At 62.3% G+C, this 12,062-nt stretch carries 11 protein-coding genes and 1 other annotated feature; all 11 genes read left to right on the top strand.

Features of this window, described 5'->3' with window-relative positions; all coding sequences use genetic code 11:
* The first annotated feature begins 32 nt into the window (after window positions 1-32).
* The 11 genes from ACSBQV_RS09830 to hemH all read left to right on the top strand — a co-directional run bounded on the left by ACSBQV_RS09830 (window position 33) and on the right by hemH (window position 12,054).
* Window positions 33-413: a DUF454 family protein gene (locus tag ACSBQV_RS09830; protein WP_016928835.1), complete on the top strand. Its 381-nt coding sequence runs from the start codon at window positions 33-35 to the stop codon at window positions 411-413.
* Window positions 414-681: 268 nt separating this feature from the next.
* The gene (gene apt / locus ACSBQV_RS09825) at window positions 682-1,233 is read left to right on the top strand and encodes an adenine phosphoribosyltransferase (RefSeq protein WP_019454166.1); all 552 of its coding nucleotides are present in this window, start codon (window positions 682-684) and stop codon (window positions 1,231-1,233) included.
* Window positions 1,234-1,325: 92 nt separating this feature from the next.
* A complete protein-coding gene (gene dnaX, locus ACSBQV_RS09820; RefSeq protein ID WP_099783776.1) occupies window positions 1,326-3,284 on the top strand; it encodes a DNA polymerase III subunit gamma/tau in 1,959 nt (652 codons plus the stop codon).
* Window positions 2,617-2,681 (top strand) — a sequence feature (DnaX frameshifting element). (Overlaps the previous gene by 65 nt.)
* Window positions 3,285-3,325: 41 nt before the next feature.
* Window positions 3,326-3,655, top strand: a complete 330-nt coding sequence (locus ACSBQV_RS09815) for a YbaB/EbfC family nucleoid-associated protein (RefSeq protein WP_004940264.1) — start codon at window positions 3,326-3,328, stop codon at window positions 3,653-3,655.
* Window positions 3,655-4,260: a recombination mediator RecR gene (gene recR / locus ACSBQV_RS09810; protein ID WP_004940263.1), complete on the top strand. Its 606-nt coding sequence runs from the start codon at window positions 3,655-3,657 to the stop codon at window positions 4,258-4,260. The genes ACSBQV_RS09815 and recR overlap by 1 nt, the downstream gene beginning before the upstream one ends.
* Window positions 4,261-4,402: 142 nt before the next feature.
* Window positions 4,403-6,268, top strand: coding sequence for a molecular chaperone HtpG (gene htpG, locus ACSBQV_RS09805; RefSeq protein WP_033651110.1), 1,866 nt, complete (start codon window positions 4,403-4,405; stop codon window positions 6,266-6,268).
* A gap of 202 nt (window positions 6,269-6,470) precedes the next feature.
* Window positions 6,471-7,115 (top strand): adenylate kinase, encoded by a 645-nt coding sequence (gene adk / locus ACSBQV_RS09800; protein ID WP_004940261.1) that lies wholly within the window; start codon window positions 6,471-6,473, stop codon window positions 7,113-7,115.
* Between the two features lie 165 nt (window positions 7,116-7,280).
* The gene (locus ACSBQV_RS09795) at window positions 7,281-8,414 is read left to right on the top strand and encodes a sugar diacid recognition domain-containing protein (RefSeq protein WP_099783774.1); all 1,134 of its coding nucleotides are present in this window, start codon (window positions 7,281-7,283) and stop codon (window positions 8,412-8,414) included.
* Window positions 8,415-8,533: 119 nt separating this feature from the next.
* Complete coding sequence (locus tag ACSBQV_RS09790) at window positions 8,534-9,799, top strand: GntP family permease (protein WP_042783808.1); 1,266 nt, start codon at window positions 8,534-8,536, stop codon at window positions 9,797-9,799.
* Between the two features lie 9 nt (window positions 9,800-9,808).
* The gene (locus ACSBQV_RS09785; RefSeq protein ID WP_099818233.1) at window positions 9,809-10,972 is read left to right on the top strand and encodes a glycerate kinase; all 1,164 of its coding nucleotides are present in this window, start codon (window positions 9,809-9,811) and stop codon (window positions 10,970-10,972) included.
* A 119-nt stretch (window positions 10,973-11,091) separates the two neighbouring features.
* Entirely contained in the window at window positions 11,092-12,054 is a 963-nt protein-coding gene (hemH, locus tag ACSBQV_RS09780; protein WP_143557051.1) for a ferrochelatase, read from the top strand.
* Window positions 12,055-12,062 lie beyond the last annotated feature (8 nt).

Genomic DNA, 12,062 nt, shown 5'->3' with positions numbered 1-12,062 from the left:
AAACCGCAACCGATTGAGGAGCGAAGAACCGCATGACGCGTGGGTTATTGATCATTTTGGGCTGGTTGGCGGTGGTGCTGGCGACGTTGGGCGTGGTGTTGCCGCTGTTGCCGACCACGCCGTTCCTGCTGTTGGCCGCCTGGTGCTTTGCCCGCTCTTCGCCGCGCTTTCATCACTGGCTGCTGTACCGTTCCTGGTTTGGCCCTTATCTGCGCCATTGGCAGCAGCATCGCGCGCTGCCGCCGGGGGCGAAGTGGAAAGCGGTGCTGGTGATCGTGCTGACCTTCGCCTGTTCGCTGTGGCTGGTGAAAATCTGGTGGGTGCGCGGGCTGTTGCTGCTGATGTTGGCCATTTTGCTGACCTTTATGCTGCGCCTGCCGGTTATTGATCTGCCGCAACAAAAACAGCGCTGATTGTACCTTAAACTCCTCAATAGCTTTCAAGCCGCAGCCAGGCGACAAACGCAGGCATCCCCGGGAGCTTACTTAGGTAAGTAATGCGTGCGGTCAACAACGCTGCGGGTTGAAAGATGCAGGGGAGAGTTGCATTTGTCCGCCAGTTTGCATAGATTTGGGCGTTTTCGTGCGCGGATCGCCTGCCATTTTTTCTCCGGTGTGTTTCACCCGGGGGCGGCGGGTGAGCGGCGCGCCGGTTTTCAGGCAGTTTTATCAGGCAACAATTATGACCGCTACTGCGCAGCAGCTTCAGTTTATTAAAGACAGTATCAAAACCATCCCGGATTATCCGAAGCCGGGCATCCTGTTCCGCGACGTGACCAGCCTGCTGGAAAACCCGTTGGCCTACGCCGCCAGCATCGAGCTGCTGGTTGAGCGCTATCGCGAAGCGGGCGTGACCAAGGTGGTGGGTACCGAAGCGCGTGGTTTCCTGTTCGGCGCGCCCGTCGCGTTGGCGTTGGGCGTCGGTTTCGTGCCGGTGCGCAAACCGGGCAAACTGCCGCGCGCCACGCTCAGCGAAAGCTATGAGCTGGAATACGGCACCGACAAGCTGGAGATCCACACCGACGCCATCACCGCGGGCGACAAAGTGCTGGTGGTGGACGATCTGCTGGCGACCGGCGGCACCATTGAAGCGACCACCAAACTGATCCGCCGTCTGGGCGGTGAAGTGAAAGACGCCGCGTTCATCATCAACCTGCCGGATCTGGGCGGAGAAGCGCGTCTGAACAAGCTGGGCATCGACTGCTACTGCCTGGTGGACTTCGCCGGTCATTGATGCGGCATCGCCCCTTGGGCACAACGGCCTCGCGGATTGCCGCGGGGCTGTGTTAGCATGACCCTCCAGATTACTCGACTTCTCCGGTATTAATGAGCTATCAGGTTCTCGCCCGTAAGTGGCGCCCTCAAACGTTCGCAGACGTGGTCGGCCAGGAACATGTCCTGACCGCGCTGGCCAACGGCCTCTCGCTGGGGCGGATCCATCACGCCTATCTGTTCTCGGGCACGCGCGGCGTGGGGAAAACCACCATCGCCCGCTTGCTGGCCAAAGGCCTGAACTGTGAAACCGGCATCACCGCCACGCCGTGCGGCCAATGCGACAACTGCCGCGAGATCGAGCAGGGGCGTTTCGTCGATCTGATCGAGATCGACGCCGCTTCCCGAACCAAGGTGGAAGATACCCGCGATCTGCTGGACAACGTTCAGTACGCGCCGGCGCGCGGCCGCTTCAAGGTCTACCTGATCGATGAAGTGCACATGCTGTCGCGCCACAGCTTCAACGCGTTGCTGAAGACGCTGGAAGAGCCGCCGCCGCACGTCAAATTCCTGTTGGCCACCACCGATCCGCAAAAATTGCCGGTGACCATTCTTTCCCGCTGCCTGCAGTTTCACCTCAAAGCGCTGGACGTCGATCAGATCCGCCAGCAGCTGGAAACGGTGCTGACGGCGGAGCAGATCACCAGCGACGCCCGCGCGCTGCAGCTGCTGGCGCGCGCCGCCGACGGCAGCATGCGCGATGCGCTGAGCCTGACCGATCAGGCGATCGCCATGGGGCAGGGGCAGGTGACCGCCGCCACCGTCAGCCAGATGCTCGGTACGCTCGATGACGAGCAGCCGCTGGCGATCCTCGAAGCGCTGGTCAGCGCCGACGGTGAAAAGGTGATGGCGCAGGTCGCGCAGGCCGCTTCGCGCGGCGTGGATTGGGAAAACCTGCTGGTGGAGACGCTGGCGTTGCTGCACCGCATTGCGATGGTGCAACTGCTGCCTTCGATGCTCGACAACCACTACGCCGCCGTGGAACAACGGCTGCGTGAGCTGGCGCGCACCCTGCCGCCGGCCGATGTGCAACTCTATTACCAAACGCTGTTGGTGGGCCGCAAAGAGCTGGCCTATGCGCCGGATCGCCGCATGGGGGTTGAGATGACTCTGCTGCGCGCGCTGGCGTTTCACCCGAAAGCGGTGATCCCGGAGCCGGTGGCGTTGGTGCAGACCGCGCCGGCGCCGATGGCGCAGCCGCAGCAGACCGCATCGCCACAGCCGCCGCAGTTTCAGGACGCGCCGCCGCCGCTAGGGCAGCCGGCCGCGCCGCAGCGACAATCATCGACCCCTTTACCGGATGCCACCGCCCAGCTGTTGAAAGCGCGGTCCCAGCTGCAACGGCAGCAGGGAGCATCCACACCAAAAAAGAATGAGCCGGCGGCGCCAGGAATAGCGCGGCCGGCAAACTCGGCGCTGGGGCGTTTGGCTTCCGTGACCGAGCGCAGCCAGCAGCGCCTGGCGGAGAAGAAGGTGCCGGAAAAACCGGCGAAACCGGAAGCCTATCGTTGGCGCGCGCAGACCGAGCCCGAGGCGGCGCCGGAACCGCTGGCGACGCCGAAAGCGCTGCGCACGGCGTTGGAACACGAGAAAACGCCGGAGCTGGCCGCCAAGCTGGTGGTGGAGTCGCTGGAGCGCGACGCCTGGGCGGCGGAAATCGATAAGCTGAAGATCCCGAAACTGGTGCAGCAGCTGGCGTTGAACGCCTTCAAGCAGCAGCCGGAGCCGGGCAAGATTAGCCTCCATCTGCGGTCTTCGCAGCGCCATCTGAATTCGCCTTCGGCGCAGAAGACGCTGGCCGACGCGCTCGGTGAGCTGTACGGCAGCCCGATCGAGCTGACCGTGGTGGAGGACGATAATCCGGCGGAGCGCACCCCGCTGGAATGGCGACAAGCCATCTATGAGGAAAAGCTGGCGCAGGCGCGCCAGTCCATCGAAGCGGATACCAACATTCAGACGCTGCGCCGATTCTTCGACGCGGATCTGGATGAAGAGAGTATTCGCCCCCTTTAAACGCTGCGCGATGTGCGCGGCCCTAGCGACGAGAGACGACTATGTTTGGTAAAGGCGGTCTGGGCAACCTGATGAAGCAAGCCCAGCAAATGCAAGAAAAAATGCAGCAGATGCAGGAAGAAGTCGCCAAATTGGAAGTGACCGGCGAATCTGGCGCCGGCCTGGTGAAAGTCACCATCAATGGCGCGCACAACTGCCGCCGCGTGGAAATCGATCCAAGCCTGATGGAAGACGACAAAGAGATGCTGGAAGATCTGATCGCCGCTGCGTTTAACGACGCCGCGCGCCGCATCGAAGAGACCCAGAAAGAGAAAATGGCCTCCGTCTCCAGCGGCATGCAGTTGCCGCCTGGCTTCAAGATGCCGTTCTGATGCAAACCAGCCCGCTCCTTGAATCCCTGATGGAGGCGCTGCGCTGCCTGCCGGGCGTCGGCCCGAAATCGGCGCAGCGCATGGCGTTTCAGCTGCTGCAGCGCGATCGCAGCGGCGGCATGCGTCTGGCGCAGGCGTTGACGCGCGCGATGTCGGAGATCGGCCACTGCGCCGATTGCCGCACCTTCACCGAGCAGGACGTCTGCACCATTTGCGCCAATCCGCGCCGCCAGCAAAACGGCCAGATTTGCGTGGTGGAAAGCCCGGCGGATATCCACGCCATCGAGCAGACCGGCCAGTTCGCCGGGCGCTACTTTGTGCTGATGGGGCATCTGTCGCCGCTGGACGGCATCGGGCCGGGCGATATCGGTCTGGATCGCCTGGAGCAACGGCTGGAAAAGGAAAGCATCACCGAAGTGATCCTCGCCACCAACCCGACGGTGGAAGGGGAGGCGACCGCCAACTACATCGCCGAGATGTGTGGCCAGTATGGCGTGCTCGCCAGCCGCATCGCCCACGGCGTGCCGGTGGGCGGCGAGCTGGAGATGGTCGACGGCACCACGCTGTCGCATTCGCTGGCGGGGCGCCACGCCATCAAGTTCTGATGTTTTCCCGGATGGGGCCGCCCGGCCCCATTGTTTTTTGCCAAAAATTTCCCGCCGTCCGCTTGAAAAACAAGACCCTGACCCTCATCTGATCCTCATTGTTCGATTTTGGTAGCCATTGTCTTTGAGGTAATCAATGAGTATGAAAGGTCAAGAAACCCGCGGGTTCCAGTCTGAAGTAAAACAGCTGCTTCATTTGATGATCCATTCGCTGTACTCCAACAAAGAAATTTTTCTGCGCGAGCTGATCTCCAACGCCTCTGACGCCGCCGACAAGCTGCGCTTCCGCGCTCTGTCCGCGCCGGAGCTGTATGCCGGCGACGGCGAGCTGCGCGTGCGTTTGTCCTTCGATAAAGAGCAGCGCACCCTGACCATTGCCGACAACGGCATCGGTATGCGCCGCGAAGAAGTGATCGAAAACCTCGGCACCATCGCCAAATCGGGCACCAAAGCGTTCCTGGAATCCATCGGTTCCGACCAGGCGAAAGACAGCCAACTGATCGGCCAATTCGGCGTCGGTTTCTACTCGGCGTTCATCGTGGCGGACAAAGTGACCGTGCGCACCCGCGCGGCCGGCGCCGCCGATGACGAGGGCGTGTTCTGGGAGTCCGCCGGTGAAGGCGACTACACCATCGCCGACATCACCAAAGAAACCCGCGGCACCGAAATCACCCTGCATCTGCGCGAAGGCGAAGATGAGTACCTCGACGCCTGGCGCCTGCGCTCGGTGATCGGCAAATATTCCGATCACATCGCCTTGCCGGTGGAGATCGAAAGCAAGAACGAAGAAGACGGCACCGTCACCTGGGAGAAGATCAACAAGGCGCAGGCCCTGTGGACCCGCAGCAAGGCTGACGTGACAGACGAAGAGTACAAAGAGTTCTACAAGCACATCGCCCACGATTTCACCGATCCGCTGAGCTGGAGCCACAATCGGGTGGAAGGCAAGCAGGAATATACCAGCCTGCTGTATATCCCGGCGCAGGCGCCGTGGGACATGTGGAACCGCGATCACAAGCACGGCCTGAAGCTGTACGTGCAGCGCGTGTTCATCATGGACGACGCCGAGCAGTTCATGCCGAACTATCTGCGCTTCGTGCGCGGCCTGATCGATTCCAACGATCTGCCGCTGAACGTATCGCGCGAGATCCTGCAAGACAGCCGCGTGACGCAGAACCTGCGCGGCGCGCTGACCAAGCGCGTGCTGCAGATGCTGGATAAGCTGGCTAAAGACGACGCCGAAGGCTACCAGAAATTCTGGCAGCAGTTCGGTCTGGTGCTGAAAGAAGGCCCGGCGGAAGACAACGGCAACCAGGAAGCGATCGCCAAACTGCTGCGCTTCGCGACCACCCACGGCGACAGCTCGGCGCAGACCGTGTCGCTGGAAGAGTACGTCGGCCGCATGGCGGAAGGGCAGGAAAAAATTTACTACATCACCGCCGACAGCTACGCCGCCGCCAAGAGCAGCCCGCATCTGGAGCTGTTCCGCAAGAAAGGCATCGAAGTGCTGCTGTTGTCTGATCGCATCGACGAGTGGATGATGAGCTACCTGACCGAGTTCGACGGCAAGCCGTTCCAGTCGGTCAGCAAGGCGGATGAAACGCTGGATAAACTGGCGGATGAAACCGAAGAGCAGAAGGCGGCCGAGAAGCAGTTGGAACCGTTCATCGAACGCGTAAAAACCCTGCTGGGCGACCGCGTGAAGGATGTGCGTCTGACGCACCGTCTGACCGATACGCCGGCGATCGTGGTGACCGACGCCGACGAGATGAGCACCCAGATGGCCAAGCTGTTCGCCGCTGCGGGCCAGCAGGCGCCGGAAGTGAAGTACATTTTCGAGCTTAATCCTGAGCATGCGTTGGTCAAACGCGCATCCGACGTGGGCGATAACGAACATTTCGCCGAGTGGATCGACCTGCTTTTGGATCAGGCGCTGTTGGCTGAACGCGGCACGCTGGAGGATCCGAACCTGTTCATCCGCCGCATGAACAAGTTGCTGTCCGCCTGAAGTTGATTATATGCGCCCTTAACGGCACCGTTAGGGGCGCATTTCCGGTTTTTCCCCGCATTTTCCCCTCTTTTGTTCGCTTGAATTTTTGCATGTTCCGCAATCGATTTCCTTCGCGCGCCTTGAGCCTGCCCCCCCTGAAATGGTATCGTTGAGCGTTTTCGCAATTTTATAAAAACTACATAGCAAGGGGATTTACGCAATGCGTATCATTCTGCTGGGCGCTCCGGGCGCTGGTAAAGGTACTCAGGCTCAATTCATCATGGAGAAATACGGCATTCCGCAAATCTCCACCGGTGATATGTTGCGCGCAGCCGTGAAGGCCGGCAGTGAACTGGGCAAGCAGGCGAAAGAGATCATGGACGCCGGCAAGCTGGTGACCGATGAGCTGGTGATCGCGCTGGTCAAAGAGCGCATCGCTCAGGAAGATTGCCGCAAGGGCTTCCTGTTGGACGGCTTCCCGCGCACCATTCCGCAAGCTGACGCGATGAAAGAAGCCGGCATCAATGTGGACTTCGTGCTGGAGTTCGACGTGCCGGACGAGCTGATCGTTGACCGCATCGTTGGCCGCCGCGTGCACGCGCCGTCCGGCCGCGTATACCACGTGAAGTTCAATCCGCCGCAGGTAGAAGGCAAAGACGACGTGACCGGCGAAGAGCTGACCACGCGCAAGGACGATCAGGAAGAGACCGTGCGCAAGCGCCTGGTGGAATACCATCAGATGACCGCGCCGCTGATCTCTTACTACAGCAAAGAAGCGGCAGCGGGCAACACCCAATACCGCAAAATCGACGGCACCCGCAAGGTGGCCGAAGTGAGCGCAGAGCTGGCGACTATCCTCGGTTGATAGCAAGCTGGCTGTGCATGACGCCGGGCCTGTGGCCCGGCGTTTTTTTTTGCCGTTTTCCCGTTAAATTGTGATCGCGGCGGCTTGTTGCGGCCGTGACCGTTAATCGCCCGCGCCAAATGGCGTATAACAAGCCTGCGTTTTCATCCTCAGCAGGGAGCCGGCATGCTCAGACAGACCAAACTTCTGGCGGAAGCCACCGCGCGCCAGATCGTCCAGCGGGCGATGGGCATCATCAGCCATTCCGTCAACGTGATGGACAGCAACGGCGTGATCATCGCCTCCGGCAACCCGCAGCGTCTGTTCCAGCGTCATGAAGGCGCGGTGCTGGCGCTGGCGGAGAATCGGGTGGTGGAAATCGATCGCGCCACCGCCGAACACCTGAAGGGCGTGCGGCCCGGCATCAACCTGCCGTTCAGCTTTCGCAATCAGCGGGTGGGAGTGATCGGCATTTCCGGCGAGCCGGCCGAGGTGCGCGCCTACGCCGAGTTGGTCAAAATGGCGGCGGAGATGATGGTGGAGCAGGCGGCGTTGCTGGATCAGCACCAGTGGGAAAAACGCTACCGGGAAGAGCTGGCGAACCAGCTGTTGCAGCCGCAGCCGAACACGGCGTCGCTGGAAGCGATGGCGGCGTATCTGGGATTGGATCTGCGCCAGGCGCGCATCGTCTGGATCGTCGAGCTGCAAGAGGCGCAGCCGCACCTGCTGCGTGAGCTGTTGGCGGAGCTGGAGGCCACCCAGCGCGACGCGTTGATCGCCATTACCGGCTTCAATGAAATGACCCTGTTGCGCCCGGCTTGTATGGCTCAGGGCGAATGGAGTTTGAAGCTGGAGCGCCAGCAGGCGCAGCGTTTGCAAAACCAGCTAAAACACCGCTTTCGGGTGCGGCTGATCGTCGGCGGTTTTTATGACGATCCGCAAAGCGCCTACCGTTCCAGCCTGACGGCGCGTGCCACCCAGGCAATGGCGCAGCGCCTGAAACTGCGTCACGCCACGCTGTTCTACCACGACTATCCGCTGCCGTCGCTGCTGTGCGATCTCGGGGAGGACTGGCGAGCGCAAGAGCTGGGGCGCCCCTGGCGGACGCTGGGCGAACAGGATGAAAAAGGCGTGCTGCGCGCCACGCTGCGCCACTATTTTTCGCAGAATTGTGATCAGACGCAGGCCGCCGCGCAGCTGCATATTCACGTCAATACCCTGCGCTATCGCCTGCAGCGCATCGAAGCCATAACCGGCATGAAAATCAATCAATTAACTGACTCTCTGCGGTTGTATATCGGCATGCTGATGCACGACTGAGTTGTGCCAACCCACAAATTCCGCGCCGTTCCTTCGGCGATTTTTTGTTGTTTCCCCTCAGGCCAACGCCGGGCGCGCGGGATATGTTGGCCTGCACATCAACCACGGAGAAAACAACAATGACAACCGTATCCACTCTGGGGGCGCTGGTGGCGTTAGCCGTCGCCATCGTCCTGATTCTACGCAAGGTTCCACCGGCTTACGGCATGATTGCCGGCGCGCTGGCGGGCGGGCTGTGCGGCGGCGCCGATCTGGTGCAGACCGTGACGCTGATGATCGGCGGGGCGCAGGGCATCACCAACGCCGTGATGCGCATTCTGGCGGCGGGGGTATTGGCCGGGGTGCTGATCGAATCCGGCGCGGCGCACACCATCGCCGAAACTATCGTACGCAAGGTGGGCGAAACCCGCGCGCTGCTGGCGCTGGCGGTGGCTACACTGATCCTGACGGCGGTGGGGGTGTTTATCGACGTGGCGGTGATCACCGTCGCGCCGATCGCGCTGTCGATCGCCCAAAAGGCCGGCATTTCTCGTGCGGCGATCCTGCTGGCGATGATCGGCGGCGGCAAGGCCGGCAACGTGATGTCGCCCAACCCGAACACCATCGCGGCGGCGGACAACTTCCACGTGCCGCTCACCTCGGTGATGATGGCCGGCATCGTGCCGGGGCTGTGCGGCCTGGTGGTGGCCTATCTGCTGGCGCGTCGCCTGAGCGATAAAGGTAGCAGGGTGATGGCTGAAGAGCTGACTCAGCATGCCGAAGGGGCGCGGCCGGGCTTCGCTGCGGCGATCAGCGCGCCGCTGGTGGCGATCCTGCTGCTGTCGCTGCGGCCGATAGCCGGTATCGCCGTTGATCCGCTGATCGCGCTGCCGGCCGGCGGTTTGGCGGGCGCGCTGCTGATGGGGCGCATTCGTCAGTGCAATCAGTTTATGGTCTCCGGCCTGTCGCGCATGGCGCCGGTAGCGATCATGTTGCTCGGCACCGGCACGCTGGCGGGCATTATCGCCAACTCGGCGCTGAAGGATGTCTTGATTACCGGTTTGACGCACACCGGGCTGCCGGCCTGGCTGCTGGCGCCGCTGTCCGGCGCGCTGATGTCGATGGCGACCGCCTCGACCACCGCCGGCACCGCCGTCGCCTCCGGGGTGTTCAGCTCCACGCTGCTTGAGCTGGGGGTGAGCGGATTGGCCGGCGCGGCGATGATCCATGCGGGCGCCACGGTGTTGGATCACCTGCCGCACGGCAGCTTCTTCCACGCCACCGGCGGCAGCGTCAATATGGCGGTGCACGAGCGGCTCAAGCTGTTGCCGTATGAAACGCTGGTGGGGTTCACCATCGCGGCAATCTCGGCGCTGATGTTTGGCGTATTTAACCTGGCGGGATAAGGAACAGTGATGAAAACGCTGAAAAAAGTGGTTATTGCCCCGGATTCTTTCAAAGAGAGCCTGAGCGCGCTCGGCGTCGCCGACGCCATCGAGCGGGGATTCCGTCAGATTTACCCGCAGGCGCACTACGTGAAGCTACCGATGGCGGACGGCGGTGAAGGCACGGTGGAGTCGATGGTGGCTGCCACCGGCGGTGAAATCGTTCAGGTGACGGTCACCGGCCCGCTCGGGGAGCCGGTGCAGGGATTCTATGGCCTGTTGGGCGACGGCGAAACCGCGGTGATTGAAATGGCCGCCGCCTCCGGGCTGCACTTGGCACCGCCCAACCGGCGCGATCCGCGCATTACCACCAGTTACGGCACCGGCGAACTGATGTTGGCGGCGCTGGATCGCGGCGTGAAGGCGATCGTTCTCGGCATCGGCGGCAGCGCCACCAACGACGGCGGCGCCGGAATGATGCAGGCGCTGGGCGTTAAATTGCTGGATAAGGATCGTCGCCCGCTGCCAATGGGCGGCGCGGCGCTGGCGCAGCTGGCGCACCTCGATCTCGCCGGGCTGGACGTGCGTCTGCAGCGGGTGAGCGTAACCGCCGCCTGTGACGTGGATAACCCGCTGTGCGGCGCAAAGGGCGCGTCGGCGGTATTCGGGCCGCAGAAAGGGGCGACGCCGGAGATGGTGGCGCAGCTCGATGCGGCGTTGCACCACTATGGCGAACTGCTGGAACGGGAAACCGGCCGCGCCGTGCTGACCCAGCCGGGGGCGGGCGCGGCGGGCGGCATGGGGGCGGCGCTGCTTGGCATGCTCGACGCGCGCTTGCGGCCGGGCATCGAGATTGTCACTGAAACCCTGCGCCTGGATGAAGCGGTGCGCGATGCCGATCTGGTGATCACCGGCGAAGGGCGGCTGGACAGCCAGTCGATTCACGGCAAAACGCCGATCGGCGTGGCGCGGGTGGCCAAGCGTCACGGCGTGCCGGTGATCGCCATCGCCGGCAGCCTGACGCCGGATTATTCGGTGGTGCATCAACACGGCATCGATGCAGCGTTTTCGGTGCTCGATCGCATTGTGACGCTGGAAGAAGCGCTGGCGGACGCCGATCGCAATCTGCAGGTGACGGCGCGCAACGTGGCGGCGGTATGGCAGCTGGCGCAAGGAAGATGCCTACAGGCATAGCCTGTTGCTGTTATCGGTTTCGACGCAGGACTTTTCCGTTACAATAGCCGGCATTAATGGCTGCTGACATCCCGACCCAGAACGGAATGCCGGCCGGAAAGGAAATGAGGGGAACTGAGATGAAGCAAGAGAAACACGGCGTATTGCTGGTGAACCTGGGCACGCCAGATGCGCCGACCTCGTCGGCGGTCAAACGCTATCTGAAGGAATTCCTCAGTGACGATCGCGTGGTCGATACGGCGCCGCTGATCTGGTGGCCGATCCTCAACGGCGCGATCCTGCCGATCCGCTCGCCGCGCGTGGCGAAACTCTATCAGTCGGTGTGGATGGAAGAGGGTTCGCCGCTGCTGGTGTACAGCCGCCGCCAACAGCGGGCGCTGGCGGCGCGCATGCCGAATACGCCGGTGGAGCTGGGGATGAGCTACGGCTCGCCGAGCCTGGCGGAAGCCATCGACAAGCTGCTGGTGCAGGGCGTGACCAACCTGGTGGTGCTGCCGCTCTATCCGCAATATTCCTGTTCCACCAGCGCGGCGGTATGGGACGGCGTAGCCCGGGTGCTGAAAGGCTATCGCCGCTTGCCGTCGGTGGCCTTCATTCGCGACTATGCCGAGCACCCAGCCTATATCGCCGCGCTGCAGCAAAGCGTGGAGCGCTCGTTCGCCGAACACGGCCAGCCGGATCGGCTGGTGCTGTCGTTCCACGGCATCCCCAAGCGCTATGCGCGGCTTGGCGACGACTACCCGCAGCGCTGCGAGGATACGCTGCGAGCGCTGAGCGCCGCGTTGCCGCTGGCACCGGAGCGAGTGATGATGACGTACCAATCGCGCTTCGGCCGCGAGCCTTGGCTGACGCCGTATACCGATGAGACCCTAAAAGGGCTGCCGGCGCAGGGCGTGAAGCATATTCAGCTGATCTGCCCCGGTTTCTCGGCGGACTGCCTGGAAACGCTGGAAGAGATTAAAGAGCAGAACCGCGAGATCTTCCTTAAGGCCGGCGGCGAGAAGTTTGAATACATCTCAGCGTTGAACGACGAACCGGCGCATATCGACATGATGCAGCAGTTGGTGGCGCAGCGTCTGTAATCATCCAT

The organism is Serratia sp. B501, assembly GCF_051172315.1.
Taxonomy (GTDB): domain Bacteria; phylum Pseudomonadota; class Gammaproteobacteria; order Enterobacterales; family Enterobacteriaceae; genus Serratia; species Serratia ureilytica.
The sequence above is the reverse complement of the archived record's forward strand: the minus strand, read 5'-3'. Positions and strand labels throughout refer to the sequence as shown.

Coding starts and splice junctions, on each gene's coding strand:
- recR (WP_004940263.1), top strand. CDS start 3,655: ATGCAAACCAGCCCGCTCCTTGAATCCCTGATGGAGGCGCTGCGCTGC.
- ACSBQV_RS09795 (WP_099783774.1), top strand. CDS start 7,281: ATGCTCAGACAGACCAAACTTCTGGCGGAAGCCACCGCGCGCCAGATC.
- ACSBQV_RS09815 (WP_004940264.1), top strand. CDS start 3,326: ATGTTTGGTAAAGGCGGTCTGGGCAACCTGATGAAGCAAGCCCAGCAA.
- dnaX (WP_099783776.1), top strand. CDS start 1,326: ATGAGCTATCAGGTTCTCGCCCGTAAGTGGCGCCCTCAAACGTTCGCA.
- htpG (WP_033651110.1), top strand. CDS start 4,403: ATGAAAGGTCAAGAAACCCGCGGGTTCCAGTCTGAAGTAAAACAGCTG.
- apt (WP_019454166.1), top strand. CDS start 682: ATGACCGCTACTGCGCAGCAGCTTCAGTTTATTAAAGACAGTATCAAA.
- ACSBQV_RS09785 (WP_099818233.1), top strand. CDS start 9,809: ATGAAAACGCTGAAAAAAGTGGTTATTGCCCCGGATTCTTTCAAAGAG.
- adk (WP_004940261.1), top strand. CDS start 6,471: ATGCGTATCATTCTGCTGGGCGCTCCGGGCGCTGGTAAAGGTACTCAG.
- ACSBQV_RS09790 (WP_042783808.1), top strand. CDS start 8,534: ATGACAACCGTATCCACTCTGGGGGCGCTGGTGGCGTTAGCCGTCGCC.
- hemH (WP_143557051.1), top strand. CDS start 11,092: ATGAAGCAAGAGAAACACGGCGTATTGCTGGTGAACCTGGGCACGCCA.
- ACSBQV_RS09830 (WP_016928835.1), top strand. CDS start 33: ATGACGCGTGGGTTATTGATCATTTTGGGCTGGTTGGCGGTGGTGCTG.